Source organism: Meridianimarinicoccus sp. MJW13 (assembly GCF_014901205.1).
Taxonomy (GTDB): Bacteria; Pseudomonadota; Alphaproteobacteria; order Rhodobacterales; family Rhodobacteraceae; genus Meridianimarinicoccus.
Genome location: NZ_JACNMU010000004.1, coordinates 193,076 through 216,918, shown reverse-complemented (window position 1 = coordinate 216,918; position 23,843 = coordinate 193,076). Strand labels below are relative to the sequence as shown.

Below are 23,843 nucleotides of genomic sequence, written 5' to 3'. Positions count from 1 at the left end.
GGTCGAATATCGCTACCGGCGCGGACTGCGTAAAACGGCTCTCGATGGCATGGATTGCCCTGAGGAGGACCCGACATGACCCTGATCCGTCCCGCGCTGACCGCCCTGACCCTGGCCATGGCCCCAAGCCTGGCGCTTGCCCATGGCGATGTCGCCCCGCAACCGGTGAACACCGATGTCCTGCCCGATGTGGGCGAGGAATGGCTGACCGAAAATCCCTACCGCGTCGAAGAAGTGGGCGAGGATGTCTGGAGCGAAGCTGTCAAGATCGGCGCTTCTGGCTACAACCAGAACTGCGCCCGTTGCCATGGATTGGAAGTGATCTCGGGCGGGCTCGCCCCGGACCTGCGCTTCCTTGAGGCCGAGGAATACGGCGACGAATGGTACGTGGAACGTTTCCAGTTCGGCTACACCCAGAACGGCACCACCAAGATGCCGGCCTTCGGCGAACTGCTGGGCCAGAAAGCCGCCTGGGCGATCCGTACCTTCATCGAGACCCGCCCCGATGACGAAGCCGTGGCCGAGCGGTCCGACGAGCTGAAGGAAATCCGCGATCGCCTGGCCACCGCCGCCAGCGGGACGGCGGAGGTCGATCCCGCGGCCACCGCCGACCGGCTGATGGAGATCGCCAACGAGATCGAAACCTTGTCCGGCGCACCGGTGGCCGACAGCGTGGCCCTGCGCGCGGCACTGGTGCTGAACCTGGATGGTGGCAACCTGGATCAGGCGGCCGAGATCCTGACCGTCGGCCTGTCCGCCGCGCATTGATGCGACGGGGCTTCACGATCCCCCTGGGCGGCGCCCTGCTGGCGCTGGTCCTGTCGGCGGCCCCCGGATGGGCCGCCGATCCCTGTGCCGACTGGGTGCCGCAGGCCAAGCCGCAGAATGCCTCGCGCGATATCGTCGGGCAGGATCTGGACCAGATCCTTGAGCGGGGCTTCATGACCTTCGCGCTGTACGAGGACTATCCGCCCTATTCCTGGCAGGACGGCAGCACCGCGCGCGGGGTCGACGTGGAAATCGCGCGCCTGATCGCCGACTACATCGGTGTCGCGCCGCGGTTTCATTTCGTGGCGGCGGGCGAGAACCTTGAGGCCGACCTGCGCAACAACATCTGGAAAGGTCCGATCGTCGGTGGGGCGGTGTCCAACGTCATGATGCGCATCCCCTATGACAGCGCCTTCAAGTGCCGGGTGGAGCAGGTGGTGTTCACCGGCCAATACGCGGGCGAGGCGCTGGCCATCGCCTATGCCACCGCCGCCTATCCAGACCCGGACGATCTTCCGACCCCGGCCTATTTCCGCTTCGACACCGTGGGGGTGGAGAACGACTCGATTGCCGATTTCTACCTGACCAGTTTTGCCGGTGGACAGATGGGCGGAAACATCAGCCGCTTTGCCAGCGTGGCCGAGGCCATGGCGGCCTTGACGGCGGGCGAGGTCATGGCGGTGATGGGCCCGCGCGGCCAGTTGGAGCACGGGTTGACCGATGCCACCGCCCTGCACCAGCCGCCCTTGCCGGGGCTTGCGGTGGGCGATTGGACACTGGGCGTGGGGGTGCATTTCCGCTATCGCCCGCTGTCCTACATGGTGGATGACGCCGTTCTGGAGGGGCTGCAATCGGGGCGCATCGCCGAAATCTATGCCGACCAGGGCCTGACGCATCTGAGGCCCGAGCGCTAGGGGCCCGGCCGCGGCGCCAGAGGATCGCGGAAAAGATGTGGCTGTGGAACACGACCGGTCCGGAAAAAACTAGTTTGTTGCATGCCTGTTCGACCCGGTCGAGGAAGGCCAGCAACGGCGCGCTGACTCCGCGTTCGTCCAGCGCGCGCAAGTCGTGCACCGACATGCCCGGACCCTGCAGCCGCGCTTGTTCGGCGGGATCGTCGGGCCGCAAACCCATCTGGACCGGCTGATGCGCCGTGGCGTGATCCAGTGGTTTCCCGTCGATCTGGCCGACACCAGTGCCGACGGCCTGATCCGCGCCATCATGATGATCGAGGTACAGGGCAATCTGGCCCGGCAAGTCGCGGCACGGCTGCGGTTTCAAGGGTGAAGGGGCGCTGGCCCGGTGCAAAGCGGTTTGCGTCGGCGTCGGATTTCGGGCATGGCTCGCCCAAGAAAGGGGCCGTGTTGTGAACCAGTTGGTCGATGTCTTGAACCGAGGCCTGTTGGCCCTTTGCATCGGGCTTTTCGCCGTGATGTTTGCCGGACAAGTGACAATCGTTTTGCTGCGCTATGTGCTGGGCGTTGGGTTTCTGGAGCTTCAGGACGCGGTCAGCTATGCCTTCGCCTGCCTCGTGGTGCTGACCATTCCGCTGGCGATGCGCGCGGGCCGTCATGTGCGCGTCGATGTGCTGCGCGAACGGATGCCGCCGCGCTGGCAGGCGGGCGTGGATCGCGCCGGGCATCTGCTGTTGACCCTGCCGGTGTTCGCCCTGCTGCTGGTCAACGCGTGGCCGCTGGTCACGGCGTCCTGGGCGATCCACGAAGGCTCGCGCGAGACCGGGGGGCTGGCGGGATTGTTCCTGGTCAAGTCTACGGTGGTGGTGTTGTGCCTGCTGGTCATCCTGGTTGCGCTGGCCGATCTGGTGCCGCTGCTGCGACGGCAGAGGGCAGGTCATGGAAGCTGAAACCCTGTGGGTGCTGTTTCTGGCCGGATCGCTGCTGGCCGGGTTGCTGACCGGGCTGCCGGTGCTGTTCGTGATCGCGGGAGTGCCGACCCTGATCGCGCTGATCGCCGCCCTGTTCGGCGCGTTCGAGCCGGTCTACTTCCAGGCGGTGCCGCAACGGATCTTCGGCATCATGGAAAACCGCCTGCTGCTGGCGGTGCCGCTGTTCGTGCTGGTGGGGGTGATGCTGGACCGCTCAAAGCAGGCCGAGCGGATGCTCAACAACATCACCCGCGCCGTGGGCGGATCGCGGACCGGGCTGGCGCTGTCGGTGATCCTTGTCTCGGCCCTGATCGCGGCCTCGACCGGGATCATCGGGGCGACCATCGTGATGCTGGGCACCATCACCCTGCCCAGCATGCTGCGCGCCGGGATTGACGAGCGTACTTCCAGCGGGCTGATCTGCGCCTGCGGCACGCTGGGCCAGATCATTCCGCCGTCGATCGTGCTGATCCTGCTGGGGGATCAGGTGTCCAATGCCTATATCGAGGCTCAACAGATCGCCGGGAATTTCGCCCCAGATCCGGTGACGGTGGGCGACCTGTTCGCAGGCGCGCTGCTGCCGGGGCTGCTGCTGGTGGGGCTCTATGCACTTTATGCGGTGGTCCGCTTGCGCGGCGGGGCCACGCCTGCGCCCAAGGCGCCCGCCCCCGAACCGATGGCCTTGTCCGAACTGCTTCTTGGGACGCTGCCGACGCTGGCGCTGATCGTGGCGGTTCTGGGGTCGATCCTGATGGGGGTCGCCACGCCGACCGAGGCCGCAGGCGTGGGCGTGGCCGGAACCCTGCTGATCGCGCTGGCCCAGACCGGACGCCGCCATGCGTGGCTGGCCGGAATGCTGGCCGGGCTGACCTGCCTGCTGCTGCTGGCCTCGGGCGCGGGGATCCGGGCCGATTTCGCCGCAGGCGCGCTGGTGATGGGGCCGCAAACCCTGCTGCTGGCGGGGCTGGTGGCCCTTCTGGGGCTGGGCTTGCTCTATGCCTGCACGGTGCTGCTGCGCGCCGGGATCCTTGGCCCGGCCATTGTCGAGACGCTGATCGTCTCGGGCATGATCTTCGGCATCATCATCGCGGCGTCGATCCTGTCGCTGGTGTTTCGCGGCTTTGGCGGAGACGAGATGGTGGCCGACCTGCTGCACGGTCTGCCCGGCGGCACCTGGGGGATGCTGGCGCTGACCATGCTGGTGATCTTTCTGCTGGGCTTCCTGCTGGAATTCGTCGAGATCATCTTCATCGTCATTCCCATCGTCGGGCCGATCCTGCTGCAACAGGACATCAGCCCGGTGTGGTTCGCGGTGCTGGTGGCGATGAACCTGCAAACCAGTTTCCTGACACCGCCCTTTGGCTTTGCGCTGTTCTACTATCGCTCGGTCGCACCCCCGCAAATCCGCACCGCTTCGATCTATCGCGCGATCGTGCCCTTCGTGGCGATCCAGATTGCCGCAATCGGGCTGTTGGCGCTGTTTCCGGGCTTGGCGACATGGCTGCCCGGAGTACTATTCTGACCAAGTCCAACCACAGGGAGACCGTGATGAAACGGCGTGACCTTCTGAAATCCGGCGCGCTTGCGCTGCCCGCCACCGCGCTGGCCGCGCCGGCGATTGCCCAGGGCAAGATCACCTGGAAAATGCCGACATCCTTTCCGGCCCGCGCGCCGGGGGTGGGCACCAATGCCACCACCTTTGCCGAGCGTGTGGCGGCCATGTCGGATGGCCAGCTGACCCTCAAGGTCTTCTCCAGCGGCGAGTTGGTGCCGCCCTTCGGCGTCGAGGACGCGGTCGAGCAGGGCACGGCCGAGATCGGCCATTCGACACCCTATTACGCGGCTTCGAAGAACTCGGCGCTGCATTTCTTCTCGGCGGTGCCCTTCGGCATGACCGCCGTCGAAACCACGGCCTGGCTGCGCTATGGCGGCGGGCAGGATCTGTGGAACCGGATCTACGCCGAACGCGGGCTGGTGCCGTTCTACTCGGGCAACTCGGGCGCGCAGGCGGCGGGCTGGTTCAAGAACCCGATCACCACCGTCAACGATCTGGCGGGGCTGAACATGCGCATCGCCGGTCTGGGCGGCGAGGCCATGCGCAAGCTGGGGGTCAACGCGGTTCTGCTGCCGCCGCCCGAGATTTTCCCAGCCTTCCAGTCCGGTGCGATCGACGCTGCCGAATGGGTTGGCCCGCTGCTGGATCAGGCCTTCGGCCTGCAGAAGGTGGCCAACTATTGCTACATGCCGGCGTTCCATGAGCCTTCGGCGGCGCTGGAGGTTGTGGTGAACAAGGAAGCCTATGACAGCCTGCCGGCCCATCTTCAGGCGGTCATCGCCAATGCGGCCGAAGCGGCCTCGGTCGAGACCACGGCACAGTTCGAATATTTCAACGCCGTGGCCTACAAGCAATTGAAGGAACAGGGCGTACAGTTCGACGCTTTCCCCGTGGATGTCATCGCCGCCCTGAAAACCGCCGTGGCCGAGGTCATGCAAGACCTCGCGACCGAGAACCCGGTGTTCGCCGAAGTGCAGGAGAGCTACAACGCCTACCTCGCCCTCGCGCGCCCCTATGGCACCATGGTGAAGGGTGCGGTGTTCTCGCAACGCGCCTGAGCCGGGAAATCCGCGTTTCAAGGCCGCCTTTCGGGGCGGCCTTTTTCGTGGGTCACTTGACCGTGGGGGCCGGGCGTTCGGCCAGATCGGCCTGACGCTCGCTCCAGGAAATACGCAGATCGACGCGACAGGTCCCGTCCGAGCGGTCGGCCTTGACCCGCAGGGTCATCAACTGGTCCAGCGGCAGGGTCAGGCTGTCATCGCCCTCGCTCAGCGTCAGTTCACCCTTGCCGATGCCCTTGGTGATGGCCTCCAGCAGCGCCTTGATCGATTTGCGATCCTGCAGGGATTCGTGGCGAAACTTTCCGTCGGTCGCGGCCATGGGGCTGCCTGCTCCTGTTGCGTGCTTATGCGCGGTTGGGTGGGGGATAGACCACGGCGCGACTTGCGCCAATCCCCCTTCAAACAGGCGTCAGCAGATCCGCGCCTGCCCGGAAAAGCCTGTCGAAATCGACCCGGCCCGCGATCTCGCACACCCGCACCCCGTCCAGCGCGGCCAGATAGGCCGCCGGGTCCAGCGGGTCGGAGTCCGCGCGAAAGCGGCCCTGCGCATCCTGATAGAACGGACCGGGGGCCTTCATGATCGCGGCCAGAAGATCGGGGCGGTCGGGCAAGGAAACGTCGCGCACCGTGGTGGGCGCGGAGCTGTCGTGCTGCCAGTTCAGCACCCAGAAATCGGTCAGCGCGCAGTCATGGCGCACCCTCCCCGGCCCATAGATCCGGGGCACGATCAGGTCGTGCTTTTCCTCCAGCGTCCAGAGGTCTGCCGGCGGCAACGCGGCAAGCTCTGCCCGCCGGGCCGTGGACAGCAGCGGATGCAGGCGCGGGTTGTGCAGGATCGTGCCGGGGTTGATGCGCGGCTGCTTGGGAATGCCAAGGGCGCTGGTGCCCCGGTCCGCCGCGCGCACCAGCAGACGATCGTTGGTGACAAAGGCGGTGCCGGGAATGTCCAGCATCCGCAGGATCGAGGTTGATTTCCCGCCCCCCGACAGCCCGGCAATGGCCAGACCGCAGGGGCCGTTGGTCACCGCCGCCGCATGGCACATCTGCCAGCCCGCGCGCTGGCCGTGGTTCAGGATCTGGGTGTTGACGAAATTGATGATCTGCTGCGGGTTGGCGCGGCAAGGGCCGAAGGCGACCAGCGCCTTGGGCGATTGCAGGAAGGTCATGCCAGTGCGGCGTTTGTGGATCAGCCGGCCATCGGACAGGTCCCAGGTGGCATCCTTGCGCCCGATCTTGCCAGCGTCGCGCCGCCAGTCGTGCCACGTCGGGGCTGGGTCCAGGGTCTGGCCTTCCAGAACCTCGATGGTCGCCGCAACCGGGCCGTCTCCGGTCAGCGTTTCCGTGAAGTACTCGGCCAGTTCCGCGCGCAGGGCCGGTTGGCAGAGCAGGCGCAGGCGCCACGGGCCGACCGTGATCCAAAGCGGTGGCACGTCGTCCAGCGGTGTGCGGTCAAGCCGGGCCAGAACCTCGGCGGTGGTAGAGGGCGTCATGCGGTGATCCTTGCCAGAACATGGTCAGTCAGCAGGGCAGCGGCATCCATCCCGCAGCCATCCCGCACGCCGCGAAACCCGCCGAAGGCCGACACTTCGAACACGATGGGGCCGTCGTCGGTCAGGGCGATGTCGACGGTGGTGAAGGCCAGGCCGAAGGGGGCCTGTGCCTTGCGGCCCAACGCGATCAGGGCCGGGTCTGGGGTAAAGGGCGCGTATTTTCCGCCACTGTGGATGGTGGTGTTCCAGGTGCCGCCACCGGACACCCGCGCATAGGTGCACAGGTGGTCGCCGCCCAGAAACACCATGCCCAGATCCTGCCCCGACAGGTTCAGCTTCTTCTGGATGTACATGACCGGGTTGTCGGCGGCGAAGGTGGCGATTTCGGCAGCGGCGTCAGGCCCGTCCGGGATCAGGCACATGCCGCGCGCCTTGGTGCTGTAGAGCGGTTTGAAGACGGCGGTGCCAAAGACCCGGACCGCTTCCCGTGCCTTGCCTGGGTCCTCGGTCACCACAGTGTCGGGCATCGGTGTGCCGGCGAGGGTCAGGGACATGGTGCAGGCCAGCCGGTCGATCAGACGCAGGATCGCCTCGGGGCGCGAAAAGACCCGCACGCCGCGCGCCTCGGCCAGCCGCAGCATCTCCAGCCGGTCCAGCGCGTGGGGGCTGTAAACCTCGGCGATCTTCTTGACGATCAGCCCGTCCAACTCGCACAGGTCCAGATCGCCGTGCAGCAATCGGCCCGTACTCAGGTCCAGCACCACCTGGGCCATGTCGATCACCAGCCGGAACCCGGTGCGCGCCGCGACCGCATCGGCCAGCGCCTCGGTCGACCATTTGCCGGGAATGCCGATTACGCCGATACGCAGATCAGTCACAAAACAGGTCCTTGATGGGTAGCCGCAGCCGCGCTTCCTTGCCGTCCGGACAGGCCAGCGCCAGCTCCAGCAGATAGCGCGCGCGCAGGAACATCCGCCGGGCGTGCGCCTTGTCGAAGACGAAACGGGTCGAGGTCGCAAAGGAGCGCGCCAGCCCCAGCGCCAGCCGGTATTCGAAAGTCTTGTCGCCCTGCGCGCGGGCGAATTTCGTGGCCATGGCGTGCACATCGCCCGCCACATCCGCCACCCGGTTGCGCAACTGCGCGTCCTGGATCTGCAGGCGATAGTTCGACACCATGAACACCGACACATCCTGCACGTAGTCCATGAAGCGCGATCGGTGCAGGTCGATGAAATGGATCTTTCGATCCGCCGGGTCATAGATCACGTTGTCGAGGTTGAAGTCGCCATGGATGTGCACCGAGAAGGGCGCGGGCAGCGCGGTTTCCCGACCCCCGGCCAGTTCGACCAGCGTGTCGAACGCGGGCAGGGACAGTTTGCCCAGGCGCGTCTCGCCGCGCCGGAACTCGGGATGCACTCGGTAGACATCGGGCATCCGCTGCGCCAACTGCCGCATCGAAGCCATGTCGGCCGGTTCCTCGGTGCGGGTACGCCGCCAGACATCGCGCAGGGTGCGGGTCAGGGCGGTTCGGGCCTCGGCCAGCAGCGCGTCGCTTGCGTTCAGAAGCACATGCTGAAAGGTATGGCCCGGCAGGTATTCGATCAACAGCGCCGCCGATTGGCCGCGCTTTTCATAGGACAGGATCTTGGGCGCGAGACCGGGATAGACCGAGTCCCATTTCTTCACGCCCTGACGTTCCTCTTTCACCTTGGCGATCTCGCCATCCTTGAACACCGCGTTGATCTCGTCGCCTGCGGCTGTCTTGCCATGCAGCCCCGAAATGCCACTGCCCGAGCGGGTCTCGGCAAGCGGTTTCAGGGTCAGATCGGCCTCGTCCACGTTCTGATCCGACAGGATGCCTTTGAGGGCGAAATAACGTTCGAATTGCACCGGCTGACCGATGGAGACCGACAGCAGCGCCTCGCTGATCCCTTGAAGCGCGTCGCCCATCCGTCTGATTTCATTGGCGGCCAGAAGGGCGTTCGACAGATCTTCGGTGTGCTTGGACTTGCGCATGTCCTGCGTGTAGGTCGCGAAGAGATGCTTATAAAGCGCGTCCAGATCGCCTTTCACCTGCCCGATTTTCACCGCACCACCGCTGTCACGCGCATCGATGGCCGCATTGATCCCGGTCACCGCCTGACGCACGCGCTTGATGGGTTTGGGATAGGCCTCGGGGCGCAGCAACGGGGTGTGCCGGACCTCCTCGGCATGCAACAGGCTGCGGCGCGCCATGCGGCTGATCAGGTCAAGGTTGCGTGCCACAAGGGCCGTGTTGCGCAGCACGAGCTGCCGCGCGGCCCCCGGTTTGCTGCGGGACAAGGCTTGCTGGCTGGCGCGCTGAATCCGGGTTTGCAGGTTGTGGGAATAGCCCGCCCGAAGCAGCACCTTCCGCGCCGTCGCGGTGTCGGGTCGGGCGAAATATTCCTGCAGGCTGGTCAGTTGCCCCTCTACCTCGGCGCAGAGGAAATGCAGGTTCTCGTCCATCGCATGCGGCAGCCTAGCCATCCAGCCGCCCCAGATAGAGCGGCGCCGCGCTGTCGCCGAGGGCCGTGCCGTAATTCGGATGAAAGGCGCGCACCGGATCGTCCGGCGATACCCAGATGGTGGCGATCTGGGACTTGTCGGGCTGCGGCCCAAGGCGCGGGATGTAGTTCGCAGCCACCTCGCAGGCGAACAGAACCTCGATCTGGTGGCGCAGCTTGCCGTGTTTGGGTTTGAAAACATCGGCCACATGCAGAAGCGGGCCGACCGCGACTTCGGCGCCGATTTCTTCAAGGCATTCGCGCGCGACAGCGGCTTCCATGGTCTCGCCCGGATCCTGCCGCCCGCCGGGCAGGGTCAGATAGGGCGGTTTTCCGGACTTTTGCTTGACCTGCACCAGCAGACGCCCGTCGCGCCGGATGACGGCGCGCACGGTGGGACGGATCTGGTCGAGAAAGCGGTTCAAGCCGGACATGGGCGGGTGATATAGCCATGACAGAACAGATGCATGTCAATTCTCTGGCCGTGTCGCGATTTTCCGGGAGACCTACCGTGTCACAACTGCATATCTCGCGCATTGCCGAAATCCCCGACGAATTGCGGGTGGCCCGCGCGCGCAGTCTGCCGGGGCTTGGGCCGCGACTGCTGTTTTTCAGCGGCGGCAGCGCCCTGAACGGCATTTCACGCCGCCTGAAGGCCTATACCCACAATTCGATCCACCTGATGACCCCGTTCGACAGCGGCGGCAGTTCGCAAGTGCTGCGCACGGCCTTCGACATGCCCGCGGTAGGCGATCTGCGCAGCCGTCTGATGGCGCTGGCCGATGAAAGCGATCTGGGCCAGCCCGATATCTTCGCCCTGTTTACCCATCGCTTTCCCGTCGGGGCCAGCCGGGCAAAGCTGGAGCGCGAGTTCGCGGCCCTTCTGGACACCACCCATCCGCTGATGGATGCGGTGTCCCAGCCCATGCGCAGCCTGATCCTGTCGCACCTGCGGGCCTTCGCGGCGCATTGCCCGCAGGGGTTCGATTTCGCCGGGGCCAGCGTCGGCAACCTGATCCTGGCGGGCGGCTATCTGACCCACGACCGGGCGTTGGAGCCGGTGTTGTTCATCATGTCCAAGATGGTGGCGGTGCAGGGCACCGTGCGGTCGATCATCGACAGCAATCTTGGCCTTGGCGCGGTACTGGCGGATGGCCAGACGGTGGTGGGCCAGCGGGAGATCACCGGCAAGGAAGTGCCGCCCATCGCTGCGCCGATCCGCGAGTTGTTCCTGACCCGCGATGGCGCGCGGCTGGAGCGCAACGCGGTGAAACTGCCCAAACGCAACCGCAGGCTGATCGAGCGTGCGGACCTGATCTGCTATCCGCCGGGCAGCCTGTTCACCAGCGTCATCGCCAACCTTCTGCCGCGCGGCGTGGGCCGCAGCGTGGCGCAGCGGGCGGTGCCCAAGGTCTATTTCACCAGCCTCGGCGCCGATCCCGAATGCCTGGGGATGGATTTGCCCGATCAGGTAAGGGCCCTGCTGGCGGCGCTGCGTGCCGATGCCGGGCAGGACTGTCCGGCGGATCGATTGCTGACGGCGGTTGTGTGCGACAAGCGGGGGCTGCGTGATGCGGATGTCCGGCGGATCCACGACGACCACGGTCTGCCCTGCGTCGGCCTGGACCTGTGCGGGGCCGAGGGGATCGCGCGCTATGACCCGGCGCGGTTCTGCGATGCGCTGGTGTCGCTGGTCTGAGATGTTGGCTCAGGAACTGGGCTTGGCGGGCAGGGCGCTGACCACGCCCTCGATCCGGCCCCGGGGGGTGTGCCAGAACCCGGCCAGTGCCGTCTCGCCCGCGCCGTGCAGGCAGGTGCGTTCGGTCGGGGTCGGTGGCAGGGCAATGCCGTCCAGAAATTCCTCGATATTGGGCGTGCCGGGCAGGCGGGCCAGCAGGGTTTGCAGGGGAAATTCTTGCGGCAGACCCAACAGTCGCGCAGCGGCGGGATCGGCGTGGACGACGCCCTTGTCCGGGTCGATGGTCAGGCGCCCGCTGTCTGTGACGCGCAGAAGTTGACGGAATTCGGCCCCTGATCGGGCCAGACCGTCCTGCATCCGCAAACCCGCCAGACGGCTGACCAGGACCCAGATCGCCATCAACACGACCAGGGGCATCATCTGGCCGGCCATGGGCACCGGCGTCGGCAGGACGGTCAGGATCGACGGCCAGAGCACCACCGCGCCGGCCACCAGCATCAGGCCCAAGGTGGCCACCGGCAGCGGCAGGAACAGGACAGGCAGCAGCGCCAGCAAGATCGGGGTCAATCCGGGGGCTGTGCCGGGAAGGGTCAGAAGGGTTGCCGCAACCCCCAGCAGGAGCAGGCCGAACAGGTCCGACAGGCGCAGCAGCCAGCGATGCGCGCTGGCCATCAGAACAAACGCGGCCGTAGTGACAAGGGCAGCCAGAACCGATTTTTGTAGCGCCAGTGGCAAGGTCAAGGGATCGGGGCGCATCGAGGGCTCGGCCTGTGACAGCAACCACAGGATGCCCCAAAGCCCGGGCCCAAGCGCCGCCAAACCGGCGGCTGCTGCCCCAATCAACACCGGGTGCGGATCAGGCAATATCCGCAGGCGCGACAGCCGCAGGGCCGCCATGCCGATGCAGGTGCCGAGGATCAGGTTCAGGACCAGCAGCACAAGGTCGGATCGGGTCAGGACGGTGGCCAGAAGGCCGCCGTTCAGATGCACCAGCGTTGCCAGGGGCATCAGCGGCAGGACCAGTGCCAGAAACTTGCGGCCTGCAGAAAACAAGACCACGGCCAGTACCGCCGCCGCCGCAACGGGGTGTGGAAGGCCGGCAAGGGGGAAGTCCGCCGTTGTGGATGCGGCCCAACCGCCCGATGCAGTGGCCCAGGCCCAGATCGCCCAAAGGCCTGATGCCAGCCAGACGGCCCAGCGATCGCCAACGTCCCGAAAGCCGGAGGCGCGTGTTGTCATATATGGGCGCCGGCCTGTGGGCGACATGTCCCGCTCCCTTCCCGTGGCATCGCGTGGCGTGCGATCCTTGCCTAGGTTCTTGCCCGCCCGGCGCGAGACCTGCAAGGGCGGAAGGCGAGGCGGCGGGTCGGGCTGGGGTCAGGCAACGGGATATGACGGGGGATCGTCAGACCAAAGGATGCAAAATTGCGAGAGAAAACCAGTGCAAATAAATGAAATAACGTAATAAACAACATGAGGTATTGAGAGTGCCGGATGCCGCCCAAACTTCGGGCGGCATCCATGTCGTGCCAGCTTCCGCTCAGCTCCGGATTGCCAAGCCGTCCTCGCCGAAGAAATGCAGCCGGTCCGGGTCGAAGGTCAGCCCCAGACGGTCACCCGGCTTCAGGTCGGTGTCGCCATTGATCCGCACTGTCACCTGCCCGGCGTCGCCGCAGTCGAAGATCAGGAAAGTGTCAGCGCCGAGGTATTCCAGAACGTCCACCACGCCATCGACCTGACCGGTGCCTTCGGCGCCCAGAACGATGTGTTCGGGGCGGATGCCCAGATGCACGGCTGCGCCCGAAACCGGCCCGCCGCGCCCGCCGGCGACGGTGTACTGCCCGCCGTTCGAGGAGCAAGGCAGGATGTTCATCTTGGGACTGCCGATGAACTGCGCCACGAACAGGTTGGCTGGACGATCGTACAGCTCGCGCGGGGTGCCGACCTGCGCGATCTTGCCAAACTCCAGCACCACGATGCGGTCGGCCAGTGTCATCGCCTCGACCTGATCATGGGTCACATAGATCATCGAGGCGTTCAGGGTCTGGTGCAGCTTGGCGATCTCGTAGCGCATCTCGACCCGCAGGGACGCATCGAGGTTCGACAGCGGTTCGTCGAACAGGAATGCGGTGGGGTCGCGCACGATGGAACGCCCGATGGCCACCCGCTGGCGCTGTCCGCCCGAAAGATCCTTGGGTCGGCGATCGAGATAGGGGTCAAGCTTCAGCACCCGCGCGGCCTCGGCGACCTTGGCGTCGATCTGCTCCTTGGGAACACCGGCGGATTTCAGTGGAAAGCCCACGTTGTCGCGCACCGACATATGCGGGTACAGCGCGTAAGACTGGAACACCATGGCCAGTCCGCGTTTCGACGGCGGTTCGGCAGTGGCGTCGCGCCCGTCGATGATGATCTGCCCGCGCGAGGTTTCTTCCAGCCCCGCGATCATGCGCAGAAGCGTAGATTTCCCGCAGCCCGAGGGGCCGACGAAAATGACGAATTCACCTTCGTTGATGGTCAGGTCGACGCCCTTGATGACCTGAACCTCGCCGAACCATTTCTCGACCGCTTTCAGTTCGATGGATGCCATCAGTCCCTCCCGGCCCAGGTCAGCCAGATGGCGGCTGTCCAGGTGAAGTTTGATCCGCCGCAGGGGGTGCCGTCGACGGGATCGAAATATTCGTAGAACCCCGATTTCTTGATCAAGGTGGCGGTTTCGCGGCGCAGGCGGGCTTCGTCGGCATCCCGGCTGCTGTCCTTCAGGCCCACGGCGATCAGCGAATTGACCACCGGCCACATCGGCCCGCGCCAATAGCGGCGGGGGTCGAAATGCGTAGCCTCGGGATCGGACGAGGGGATGCCGTAGGTCACCGCGTCCCAGGTGCGTTGCATCTGCGCGTCCATCTGGGGGTTTTCGATCCCGGCATAGAGGAACAGATAGGCGGCCGAGCTGAGATTGTTGGCCCAGGTGCCGGTGCGGATGTCGCGCGCGTCATAGGCGCCAAGATCGGGGTTCCAGATGCTGGGCACGGCGGCTTCCAGCGCGTCGGCCCAGCCGGTGATCTCGGACACATCCTCGCCCAGCTCCTGCCCCAGTGCGATCAGGTCGCGATGGGCGCGCAGCAGGATGAAAGTGATGCCGGGATCGGCCATCAGGAAGGGACCGTTTGCCATGATCTCGGCATGGTTCCAGCCGCAGGCCTTTCCGAATTGCAGGATCGCGATGTAGCGGTCGTAATCCTCCTTTCCCGGGCGCATGGAGGCATCCACATGGCCGGTGTCGCGCCGCTGGTAGGGGCCGACGTTGGAGCCATCCACATTGGCCATGCCCACGTCCCAGTCGGGGCAGTTGTCGCGGCCCGATTCCCACGGATGGGTGATGCAGGCCGGGCCGGGGGCGCAGCGCACCTCGTGCCACCAGCGATGCCAGGCCACCATCCTGGGATAGAGCGCGGCGAGGCGGGTCCGCCCGGTTTCCGGATCCATCTCGTAGATCTTGCGGACCAGCGTCGCGGCCACCGGTGGCTGGCTGATGCCCGACGTCTGCGGCGTCTTGTTGGTGCCCCAGACATCGGGGCCGGGGAAGTATCCCGGATCGGACTGGTGGAAGATGATGTGCGGCACCATCCCGTCGTCCCATTGGCCCGAAAACAGGGTCTCGACCTCGGTCCAGGCGCGGTCGTTGTCGAAGGTGGCGAACCCCCAGGCGGCAAAGACGCTGTCCCAGTTCCACTGGTAGGGATACAGCCCGTCTGTGGGCACGGTGTAGCCTCCGCGATCGTTCTTGCGAAGGATTTGGCGGGCAGTTTCGTTGATGTGTGTCATCCTTTGACGGATCCTGCTGTGAGACCTTTGGTCATGAAACGTTCAAGCCCCAGGAACAGCGCCATGATCGGAACGGTGGCGATCACCGAACCGGCCATCAGGTGCTGGCGAGGGATTTCCGAAGAGTTGAGCGAGGCGATGCCGCGCGTCAGGGTGAATTTCGTGGGATCATCCAGCAGCATGAAGGCCAGCAGGAATTCGTTCCACGCAATCATGAAGACATAGAGCGAGACCGAGGCCATGGCCGGCAGCGACAGCGGCAGGGTGATCTTCCAGATCACCGCCAGACGCGACAGCCCGTCCATCAGCCCGGCTTCCTCGACCTCCGCGGGCAGGCCGCGGAAATAGCCCTGCAGCATGTACAATGCCACGGGGATGGTGGTGACCGGGTAGATCATCACGATCCCGGTGATCGAGTTGCGCAGCCCGGCCATGGAAAAGGCGATGTAGATGGGCAGCGCCAGAACGATCATCGGCACCATGTAGATCAATAGGATCGAGCGTGAAAACGCCGCCCGCCCCTTGAACCGCAGCCGGGCCACCGCATAGGCGCCGGGAATGGCGAAGGCCAGGGTGATCAGAACCGTCAGTACCGAGATGTAGAACGAGGTCCACAGGTAGGAACCAAAACTGAACTGGCTGAACAACTCGGTGTAGCTGCGGAACAGGTCAAAGCCCTTGGACAGGTCCAGCGAGAAATCTAGCGGGTTCTGGATCAGCTCGGACTGGTTCTTCAGGCTGGTCATCACCATCACGTAAAAGGGGATGACGACGATGGCGGTGAAGAAGATGTAGCCAAAGCCGGTCAGGAAGCGGATCACCGCCGCCTCGAACTCATGCCGGTTCAATGTGCCTTGCGGGCACTCCGTCAGGATACGCAGCATTCCCAGCGTGCTGAACCCGGCCATTGCTGCCGCACCGATCAGCCCCGACAGAAAGGATACCTTGGGTCCGATCACCAGCGGGCCGAAACCCACCAGCGACAGAAGTGTCAAGACGGCCAGACCGGCCAACGGTTTCCACCGCGGTCCCGGCAGGCACAACACGCCCAGCCCCGCGCCCCAAAACAGCGAGAGCAGCAGCGATGGGCGGAACTCGGCCCCGGTGATGAAGGACATGGCCACGGCCACCGTGGTGGCAATGATGAAAGTCCACAGCGCGCCCAGAAGCGGGCTGGTGACAAGGCCGTTGCGCAGGAAGCTCATAGCCCTTCCTCCTGATTGCCATAACGGAAGAAGACGTACGAGAAGATCAGCAGGCAGAAGAAGATCACCACCGCCACCGCCGCGCCCGCGCCGATGTTCGAGATCGCGAAGGCCTGTTCATAGACGTTCACGGTCAGCGTCCGGGTGCCCGCGTTGCCGCCGGTCAGCAGGAAGATGTCGTCGAACTTGTTGAAGGTCCAGATGAAGCGCAGCAGGAACAGCACCGACAGGATACCCACAAGCTGCGGCACCGAGAGATACCAGAACTTCTGGAAGGGCGAGGCACCGTCCATGTCCGCCGCTTCGTACATGTCGCCGTCGATGGATTGCATCCGGGCGAGGATGAACAGGAAGGACAGCGGGAAATAGCGCCAGATCTCGAACACCGTGACCATGATCAGGGCCAGCGGGCGTTCGCCGAAAAAGTTGATGGCCCCTTCGGTCACGCCCATCTGGATCAGCAGCGCGTTGGCCGAGCCGGAGAACGGGTCGAACAGCAGGATCCAGGCAAAGGCCACGGCGATCACCGGCGCCACATAGGGAAACAGATACAGCCCGCGCAGAATGCCCTGACCCCGGAACGACTTGTTCAGCAACAGCGCCGCGAACAGGCCGAAGACCAGCGCGCCAATGGTGCCGAAGACCGTGTAGAACAGGGTGACGCCCAGCACGCCCCAGAACTCGTCCCCATCGAAGATGCGCGAGAAGTTGTCGAAGGTGAATTGGCTGTTGGTCAGGATGCTGTCGGCCTTGCCGGTCAGCACCGGATCGATGTCGTCCAGGTCTCCGCCGGCGTCCAGAAAGGCCTGTCCAACGGTGACGGGGATGAGGATCTGGTCGCGAAACCCGCCCTCCATGGTGCCGAAGTTGCAGCGCAACTGCGCCCCGTCGATGGTACAGCGCGGATCCAGTTCGATCGGGGTCAGGCCGTCGGGCCAGCCGTCGATCATGGTGACGTTGCGGATTTCCTTGTCCTGGCTGGAGTTTCGGATGCGGTAGCGCAGGTTGACCTGATCGCCCGCAGCAGCGGCGTCGCCGCGCAGGTCGGCGCGCACAATGGGGGCGGCGGCACGCAGATCGGCCAGCCCCACGGGCTTGACGCTGATCCAGAACACCGCCAGCAGCGGCAGGATCACCACAAGGGCGACCGCCGTGATGGTGGGAGAAAGCAAACCCCAGGCCAGCCGGGCCTCGCGCTTGGCGAGCGGCCCGGTGCCCGTAGGCGGCAATGCAGTGGTCATGGTGACAGTCCGATGTGTTCGGGGTGGGGGCACCGTTGGGTCACGGCACCCCCGTTGGCAGCAAGCGGTCCCTACTGGATCGCGCCCAGCTCCTCGTTCAGCGCGGCAACCGCGGCCGCGGCATCAAGTTCGTCGTCGATATACTGCCGCACGATGCGGTTGATGACCTGGCTGTTGATCATCTTCGAAGCCAGTGACAGCTGCCCTTCAGCCACGCCCCAGCGTTGCGCCACATCCAGACCGCCCACGATCTCGGCAATCATCGCCGGATCGTAAAGTTCGCCCAGCGGTGCCTTGCGATCCACGCCGACGGGCAGGGTGGCCCAGGCGTCGATATAGGCGGTGGGGTTTTCGCCATCGCCACGACGGACCGGGAACTTGCCCTCGGGCGCGATCGACAAGGTCTGGGTGTAGGCGTCGCTCAGGTTGAACTCGACGAACTCCATCGCCGCGTCGGTCGACGCATCGTTGGTGATGCCGAAGTACCGAACGTCGCCCCAGGCAGCACCGTCGGGATTGGACGGGCCGGCGAAGTTGGTCACGATGCCGGTCTTCGAGGCCAGGTCGGTCGAAGTCGGATCATCGTTGATGGTGGGCGGTGCGCTGTCGCGCAGACCGGCCAGTTCATCAAGGATGAAGGGCGACCAGATGATCATCGCGGCATCGCCGGCGAAATAGATCGTGCGCGACTGATCCCAGTACAACTCGCCCGGAGGCGAAGCCTTGGCGATCGCCTTGTAAAAGTCCAGAACCTCGGTGGTCCTGGCTTCGTCCAGCGGCGCGAAGCCGTTCTCGTCTACCGGGCTGACGCCGTTGGCAAGGAACACATGCTCCAGAACCTGGCTCATGAAGGCTTCATCCACCTTGGTGGCGGCCACGAAACCATACATCTCGGGCGGGTTGTGGAGGGCTTCCAGGGCGGCCAATACGTTGCCATAGGAGGAGGGCGGCTCAAGCCCGGCCGCTTCGAACAGATCCTTGCGATAGACGATCATCTGCGTCCAGCCGTCCACCGGAACCGAGGCATAGCCGTCTTCAGTGGCCGCCATCGCCAGAGCGCCCGGCGCGAAAGTGTCGGCGCCCAGATTCTCGACCACATCGGTGGCGGCATCCGGATCAAGGATGCCGGCTTCGTACCAGGGCAGGGCATATTGCAGAGTGTGATAGATCACGTCCGGCAGATCGCCCGCGGCAAAGGCTGCCGTGGCCCGGGTGCCAAGGTCGCTTTCGGTGACCGGGATGACCTCCACCGAATGGCCGGTTGCGGCTTCGAAAGCGGCGGCCATCTCTTGCTGTTTGGCCAGACGGTCTGGCTGCTCTTCGGTGGTCCAGAAGCGCAGCTCCTCGGCGGAGATACCGGGTGCGGCAAGCACAAGGGCAAGGGCCGCAGTGGACCACAAGCGCAGAGTCGGTTTCGTCATTGTTCTACCTCCCATTGAAAGTTCAGGGCTTCGCAGCAGTGTCGCGAAGCAGGTTTGCAAGTTGCTCGGAAGATCGGGCCGGCGTTGCTGCCGAGCCGCGATCCAGAAAGGTTGCCTGTTCCACCCGGCGCAGGGTTTCGGGGGCGGACCCCCGCACGCGGCGGATCAGAAGCGTACCCAGACGTTCGCCGGCCCGGCGGATGTTGACCGAAAAGGTGGACAGGGGTGGGGTCATGGTTGCCCCCTCGATGATGCCGTCATAGGCGATGACGGAAATGTCCCGTCCCACTTGCAGACCCAGGTCCCGCGCGGCGTCGTAGAGCCCCAGCGCGGCGCGATCCATCGCAAAGACGAACCCCGTGGGCGGCTGGTCCAGCGCCAGCAGGGCGCGGGCGGCCTGGCGGCCATCTTCGGGGGACATGCAGTTTTCACGCACCAGCGCCGCATCGAAAGTCAGACCGGCGGCTTGCAGGCCAGCAGCATAACCTTCGTGTCGCAAGTGTGTGTAATTGTATTGTTTTCCACCGTTCACGAAAGCAATGCGCCGGTGTCCTGAAGCGGCCAGTTTCTGCACGGCGGATTGCATCGCATCCTCGCCGGCAATGTCGTACCAGGCGCAATCGGTGGGATCGCCAGTGCGTCCGAACATGACAAAAGGCACTTGCAACCGGCGCAGGGTGGCAATGCGGTCGTCGGTGCGCAACGTGCGCGGCAGGATGAAGCCGTCGGCCTTTCGATCGGCGCACAGGCCTTCGATGATCTGCAAGGTGTTGAGGGGGCTGGAGGCGGCCGCGACGGTCAGGGTCCAGCCCTCCAGACTGGCGGCCGAGGATATCCCGGCCAGAAACTCGGCCAGAAACGGGCGGTGCGCGTCATGCTCGGCGGTTTCGATGATGAACCCGATGGAGCGCACACGTCCGGTCCGGATCGCCTGCGCGTGGGAAAGCGGACGATAGCCCATCTTCTCGGCCATGCGCATGACCCGGGCGCGCGTGCTTTCGGCAATGTCGGGATAGCCGTTCATGGCACGACTGACCGTGCTTTTGGTCAGGCCCAGAGCCTCGGACACATCCGCAATCGTGACACGCCGTGCGGTGGGTTGCCGTACTGGGTTTTCCATGTTGGGCTGCAAATTTCATCCTCCTGGGCTTCACGATCCATTCCGAAACCGGTTTCGGCAACAAGAAAATGCAAAAAAGCCTGGGATCAGGGAAGGGTCGGCGCACAACGGCGGTACGGATGCCTGCGAATGTGGCACGGGCTTGTGATGTGAACTCACACTGAAGTGCAGGTCCTAGTATGTCGATCTATCCCGGTCGGTTCTGGATTTCCATCAGCTTGGTTTCGAAGACTTCTGCTGGCGTGTGATACCCGAGGCATTTGCGCGGCGTTGCATTGAGGCGGTGGCAAATCGACCTCAAGTATCGATTTGTCAGCGCCGTCGGTTCGGTTGAGCGGGGCAGGTATTTCCTCAGCCTGTTGTTCGTGTTTTCTACGGTGCCTTTCTGGTACGGCGCTTGTGGATCACAGAACCACGCATCCGCGCCGATCCCGACCTTGAGATGCCGCCAGGCTGAGAACTCGGTGCCGCGATCAAAGGTGATCGATTGGCGGGCATCGGCGGGCAGGGGAGCCAACCCCTGGATCAGCGCTTCCATGATGGGTTTGGTTTGGCGATCCTCGTTGCGCATGACGACGGCGTATCGGCTCACGCGCTCGACCAGGGACGTCACGTTTACCTTCCCATGTTCTTTGCGGAACATCATCAGATCACACTCCCAATGGCCGAATTCAGCGCGTTCTGAGATGCGGTCAGGCCTGTGTGACAAGCTTCGGGCATCAAAGATGTGGGTCCGGTTGTGCCTGCGATACCCACGCGGCCTGCGGCGACGGCGATGTTCAGGCAAGTGGCGATAAAACTGTTCGTCGCGACCATCCTTGGAATAGGCAAACCGATAGATGGTCTCGTGGCTCACGCGGATCGGATGGTGTTCAAGTCGCATGCGTCCGGCTATCTGTTCGGGCGACCATCCAGCCTTCAGGCGATCTTCAATGGCTTCCTTGAGTTCCGGATGCACGATCATCTTTCGATGGATGGCACGGCGCTTCTCGTACATGTCCTGTGCATTCAGCGCGTAATAGCCGTTCAGGTCTGGCAGCTCGTTGTCCGTATATCGGTTCCGCTTGATGTCTCGGTAGATCGTGGAGGGGTCACGGCCCAGTCGATCCGCAATCTCAGCAACCGGCATTTTGGCTTCAAGCCACTTTGCTATCTTGCGTCGTTCATCCAAATTCAGGTGGCAGTAGTGGCTTCCCATTCTTCTTGCTCCATGCAACTCTCTGTTTCAGTACAGAATTTGCACTTCGTTTGTGAATCCACCGCGTGTGCCGCAAGATACCCGTAAACCGAATTATGTAATATTTGGAGTGCAGTTTTTCACCTTGGCGCAAGTCCCGGGCGGTTCAGCGTGTGAAGCGGTTCGTGTGGGATGCCCCGGTCTCGTGGCCGCGCGAAGGCGCGGGATCATGAGCGGTCGGGATCATCCTGTTCGGCCACCACAACTTCCGTGCGCCAGTCCTTGCAGGAGGCCGCGAGATCTGCAGACAGGTGTCGGTCGGTGAAGAAGGCATCCACATCGGCGATCGAGGCGATCCGGGCGGGCGCGCTGCGCGAGAACTTGGTGTGGTCGGCCACCAGGTAGGTCTTGCGCGACTGGTGCAGGATGGCCTTGCTGACGCTGACCTCCTGAATGTCGAAATCCAGCAGATCCCCGTCCTGATCGAGGGCCGAGCAGCCGATCACCGCCAGGTCGAACTTGAACTGGTGGATGGTTTCGGCCGCCAGATTGCCCACCAACCCGCCATCGGCGCGGCGCAACTGGCCCCCCGTCACCAGGATTTCACAGGACGGGTTGGCGACCAGGATGTTGGCCACGTTCATGTTGTTGGTGATCACCATGAGGTTTTCATGATGCCGCAACTCTTGTGCCACCGCCTCGGTCGAGGTGCCGATGTTCAGAAACAGGGAAATGCCATTGGGAATCCGTGCCGCGCAGGCCCGCGCGATGGCCTGCTTGGCGGAGGGATTGAGCGAGCGGCGCTCTTCATACCCGATGTTGGTGGTGCCCGACATCAGAACGGCGCCGCCATGCACACGCTCCAGCCGCCCGGCTTCGGCCAGATCGGTCAGGTCGCGCCGGATCGTCTGAAGGGTGACACTAAAATGCGCCGCCAGACCTTCGACGGTCACCTTGCCCTCGCGGCGCGCGATTTCAAGGATCTCCGGATGGCGAAAGGTCTGCGACATGGATCTGGCGTGGTCCTGAAGAGTGTTCGGTTCTATTCTTGCGTACCCGTCATCAGGGCGTACTGCGCGCAGAAAAGCAACAAACGGCTGAAGGATTTTCGTTTCTGTGGTGTTTTGCGGAGTCTTTCCCCCGAGAAATCCGCGAAATCTTGGCTGAACCCTATAAAACGATCATAAACGAACATTCTTCTTGCTCGAAGCGTCACTGTTTGAGATAACCGCCTCGTAGACGCGTTAGGGGGAGATTCGCGTGGCTCAAGCGACCGAAGACCAGACGACGGACGTGTTCATCGTCGGCGGTGGCATCAACGGCTGTGGCATTGCCCGCGACGCCGCGGGGCGCGGTCTGACGGTGGCCCTGGCCGAAATGAACGATCTGGCCTCGGCCACGTCTTCCGCCTCGACCAAGTTGTTCCACGGCGGGCTGCGGTACCTGGAATACTTCGAGTTCCGCCTTGTGCGTGAGGCCCTGATCGAGCGGGAGGTGCTGTTGCGCGCCATGCCGCACATCAGCTGGCCGATGCGGTTTGTGCTTCCTTATCATAAAGATATGCGCTTCGAATCCGACACGCCAACGTCGAAACTTCTGGGCATCTTCATGCCATGGATGAAGGGACGTCGGCCCGCGTGGCTGATCCGGTTGGGGCTGTTCCTGTACGACAACCTTGGCGGGCGGAAGATCCTGCCGGGAACCTCGACCGTGGCACTGACCGGCACGCCCGAAGGTGCGCCGCTTCAGGACCGGTTCTCTACCGCCTATGAGTATTCCGACTGCTGGGTCGAGGACTCGCGTCTCGTGGTGCTGAACGCCCGCGATGCCGAGGCGCGCGGCGCCCGGATCATGACCCGCACGCAGGTTGTCAGCGCCGAAAAGGATGGCGCCTTGTGGCGGGTCAAAACGCGCAATAGCGAAACCGGCGCGGAGCACACCCATTTCGCCCGGATGCTGGTCAATGCCGGCGGTCCCTGGGTCGGGGACATCATCCAGACCAAGGTGCGGCTGAATTCGCGCGAAGGCGTACGGCTGGTGCGCGGCAGCCATATCGTGACCCGCAAGCTGTTCGACCACGGCAAGTGCTACTTCTTCCAGGGGACTGATGGTCGGATCATCTTCGCCATCCCCTATGAAACCGACTTCACCCTGATCGGCACCACCGATGCCGAACATCCCGCCCCCTCAGCCAAGCCGGAATGCACCCCTGAGGAACGGCGCTATCTGCTGAAATTCGCCAACCAGTACTTCAAGCAGGACCTGGACGAGTCCGACGTGGTCTGGACCTATTCCGGGGTTCGCCCGCTGTATGACGACGGCGCCAGCAGCGCCACGGCGGCGACGCGCGACTATACCCTGAAGGTGGACACCAGCAGCGGCGTGCCGATGTTGAACATCTTTGGCGGCAAGATCACCACCTATCGCCGGTTGGCCGAACACGCGCTGGAAAAGATCGCGCATCATCTGGACAGCAAGGGCAAGCCGTGGACCGCCGGTGTACCCCTGCCGGGCGGTGACTTTCCGGTGGACGGGTTTGACGCGCTGGTCGAGGGCCTGCGCCGGGTCTATCCGTTCCTGGATGCGTTCTGGGCCCGCCGCCTTGCGCGCGCCTACGGCACACAAGCGCGTGACATTCTGGGCAATGCAACCCAAGCTGGCGATCTGGGGCGCAATTTCGGCGCGACCCTGACCGAAACCGAGGTCACCTGGCTGATGGTGCACGAATTTGCCTTAACCGCCGAAGATGTGGTCTGGCGCCGCAACAAGCTGGGCCTGCGCCTGACGCGCGACGAGATCACCGCATTGAACACCTGGATGGCAGAGCGCCGCCACACCACGACCCAAACATCGGCCGTGGGATAAGGAGGAGGA

22 protein-coding genes are annotated in these 23,843 nt (G+C 64.2%); 8 read left to right on the top strand and 14 right to left on the bottom strand.

Annotated elements, in window-relative coordinates; translation table 11 throughout:
- The first annotated feature begins 75 nt into the window (after positions 1-75).
- From pedF to H8B03_RS08915, 6 genes are all read left to right on the top strand, one after another.
- Positions 76-768 carry a cytochrome c-550 PedF gene (gene pedF, locus H8B03_RS08940; protein ID WP_193141397.1) on the top strand — a complete coding sequence of 231 codons (693 nt, stop codon included), beginning with the start codon at positions 76-78 and terminating at the stop codon, positions 766-768.
- On the top strand, positions 768-1,682 hold the full coding sequence (locus H8B03_RS08935; protein WP_193141396.1) for an ABC transporter substrate-binding protein: 915 nt from the start codon (positions 768-770) through the stop codon (positions 1,680-1,682). The genes pedF and H8B03_RS08935 overlap by 1 nt, the downstream gene beginning before the upstream one ends.
- Positions 1,683-1,836: 154 nt before the next feature.
- Positions 1,837-2,055 carry a hypothetical protein gene (locus H8B03_RS08930; RefSeq protein ID WP_193141395.1) on the top strand — a complete coding sequence of 73 codons (219 nt, stop codon included), beginning with the start codon at positions 1,837-1,839 and terminating at the stop codon, positions 2,053-2,055.
- 160 nt (positions 2,056-2,215) lie between these two features.
- Positions 2,216-2,632, top strand: a complete 417-nt coding sequence (locus H8B03_RS08925; RefSeq protein WP_319022456.1) for a TRAP transporter small permease subunit — start codon at positions 2,216-2,218, stop codon at positions 2,630-2,632.
- The gene (locus tag H8B03_RS08920) at positions 2,622-4,175 is read left to right on the top strand and encodes a TRAP transporter large permease subunit (protein WP_193141394.1); all 1,554 of its coding nucleotides are present in this window, start codon (positions 2,622-2,624) and stop codon (positions 4,173-4,175) included. The genes H8B03_RS08925 and H8B03_RS08920 overlap by 11 nt, the downstream gene beginning before the upstream one ends.
- A 26-nt stretch (positions 4,176-4,201) precedes the next feature.
- On the top strand, positions 4,202-5,266 hold the full coding sequence (locus H8B03_RS08915) for a TRAP transporter substrate-binding protein (protein ID WP_193141393.1): 1,065 nt from the start codon (positions 4,202-4,204) through the stop codon (positions 5,264-5,266).
- A 52-nt stretch (positions 5,267-5,318) separates the two neighbouring features.
- On the opposite strand, the gene H8B03_RS08910 is transcribed toward H8B03_RS08915, so the two are convergent.
- The 5 genes from H8B03_RS08910 to H8B03_RS08890 all read right to left on the bottom strand — a co-directional run bounded on the left by H8B03_RS08910 (position 5,319) and on the right by H8B03_RS08890 (position 9,718).
- Positions 5,319-5,588: an amphi-Trp domain-containing protein gene (locus H8B03_RS08910; protein ID WP_193141392.1), complete on the bottom strand. Its 270-nt coding sequence runs from the start codon at positions 5,586-5,588 to the stop codon at positions 5,319-5,321.
- Positions 5,589-5,667: 79 nt separating this feature from the next.
- Positions 5,668-6,759, bottom strand: coding sequence for an HprK-related kinase B (locus tag H8B03_RS08905; RefSeq protein ID WP_193141391.1), 1,092 nt, complete (start codon positions 6,757-6,759; stop codon positions 5,668-5,670).
- On the bottom strand, positions 6,756-7,637 hold the full coding sequence (locus H8B03_RS08900) for a GAK system ATP-grasp enzyme (protein WP_193141390.1): 882 nt from the start codon (positions 7,635-7,637) through the stop codon (positions 6,756-6,758). The genes H8B03_RS08905 and H8B03_RS08900 overlap by 4 nt, the downstream gene beginning before the upstream one ends.
- Positions 7,630-9,267 carry a phosphotransferase gene (locus tag H8B03_RS08895; protein WP_193141389.1) on the bottom strand — a complete coding sequence of 546 codons (1,638 nt, stop codon included), beginning with the start codon at positions 9,265-9,267 and terminating at the stop codon, positions 7,630-7,632. Before H8B03_RS08895 ends, H8B03_RS08900 begins: the two co-directional genes overlap by 8 nt.
- Complete coding sequence (locus tag H8B03_RS08890) at positions 9,260-9,718, bottom strand: NUDIX domain-containing protein (RefSeq protein ID WP_193141388.1); 459 nt, start codon at positions 9,716-9,718, stop codon at positions 9,260-9,262. Before H8B03_RS08890 ends, H8B03_RS08895 begins: the two co-directional genes overlap by 8 nt.
- 77 nt (positions 9,719-9,795) lie before the next feature.
- Between H8B03_RS08890 and H8B03_RS08885 the strand changes: the two genes are divergently transcribed.
- A complete protein-coding gene (locus H8B03_RS08885) occupies positions 9,796-10,983 on the top strand; it encodes a GAK system CofD-like protein (RefSeq protein ID WP_319022455.1) in 1,188 nt (395 codons plus the stop codon).
- 9 nt (positions 10,984-10,992) lie between these two features.
- Here the strand turns inward: H8B03_RS08885 and H8B03_RS08880 are convergent, their stop codons facing one another.
- The 9 genes from H8B03_RS08880 to H8B03_RS08840 all read right to left on the bottom strand — a co-directional run bounded on the left by H8B03_RS08880 (position 10,993) and on the right by H8B03_RS08840 (position 21,979).
- Positions 10,993-12,222 carry a PAS domain-containing protein gene (locus H8B03_RS08880; RefSeq protein WP_193141387.1) on the bottom strand — a complete coding sequence of 410 codons (1,230 nt, stop codon included), beginning with the start codon at positions 12,220-12,222 and terminating at the stop codon, positions 10,993-10,995.
- 301 nt (positions 12,223-12,523) lie between these two features.
- Positions 12,524-13,570, bottom strand: coding sequence for an ABC transporter ATP-binding protein (locus tag H8B03_RS08875; protein ID WP_193141386.1), 1,047 nt, complete (start codon positions 13,568-13,570; stop codon positions 12,524-12,526).
- Positions 13,570-14,805 carry a hypothetical protein gene (locus H8B03_RS08870; RefSeq protein WP_193141385.1) on the bottom strand — a complete coding sequence of 412 codons (1,236 nt, stop codon included), beginning with the start codon at positions 14,803-14,805 and terminating at the stop codon, positions 13,570-13,572. Before H8B03_RS08870 ends, H8B03_RS08875 begins: the two co-directional genes overlap by 1 nt.
- Positions 14,802-16,010: a carbohydrate ABC transporter permease gene (locus H8B03_RS08865; protein WP_193141384.1), complete on the bottom strand. Its 1,209-nt coding sequence runs from the start codon at positions 16,008-16,010 to the stop codon at positions 14,802-14,804. Before H8B03_RS08865 ends, H8B03_RS08870 begins: the two co-directional genes overlap by 4 nt.
- A complete protein-coding gene (locus H8B03_RS08860; protein ID WP_193141383.1) occupies positions 16,007-17,251 on the bottom strand; it encodes a carbohydrate ABC transporter permease in 1,245 nt (414 codons plus the stop codon). The genes H8B03_RS08865 and H8B03_RS08860 overlap by 4 nt, the downstream gene beginning before the upstream one ends.
- Positions 17,252-17,322: 71 nt before the next feature.
- Positions 17,323-18,672, bottom strand: coding sequence for an ABC transporter substrate-binding protein (locus tag H8B03_RS08855; protein WP_193141382.1), 1,350 nt, complete (start codon positions 18,670-18,672; stop codon positions 17,323-17,325).
- 22 nt (positions 18,673-18,694) lie between these two features.
- Positions 18,695-19,792: a LacI family DNA-binding transcriptional regulator gene (locus tag H8B03_RS08850; RefSeq protein ID WP_193141381.1), complete on the bottom strand. Its 1,098-nt coding sequence runs from the start codon at positions 19,790-19,792 to the stop codon at positions 18,695-18,697.
- A 187-nt stretch (positions 19,793-19,979) separates the two neighbouring features.
- Complete coding sequence (locus H8B03_RS08845; protein WP_193141380.1) at positions 19,980-20,990, bottom strand: IS30 family transposase; 1,011 nt, start codon at positions 20,988-20,990, stop codon at positions 19,980-19,982.
- Positions 20,991-21,196: 206 nt separating this feature from the next.
- Positions 21,197-21,979 carry a DeoR/GlpR family DNA-binding transcription regulator gene (locus tag H8B03_RS08840; RefSeq protein WP_193141379.1) on the bottom strand — a complete coding sequence of 261 codons (783 nt, stop codon included), beginning with the start codon at positions 21,977-21,979 and terminating at the stop codon, positions 21,197-21,199.
- Between the two features lie 250 nt (positions 21,980-22,229).
- Here H8B03_RS08840 and glpD point away from each other — a divergent pair, with 250 nt between their 5' ends.
- On the top strand, positions 22,230-23,834 hold the full coding sequence (glpD, locus tag H8B03_RS08835) for a glycerol-3-phosphate dehydrogenase (protein ID WP_193141378.1): 1,605 nt from the start codon (positions 22,230-22,232) through the stop codon (positions 23,832-23,834).
- Positions 23,835-23,843: the final 9 nt, after the last annotated feature.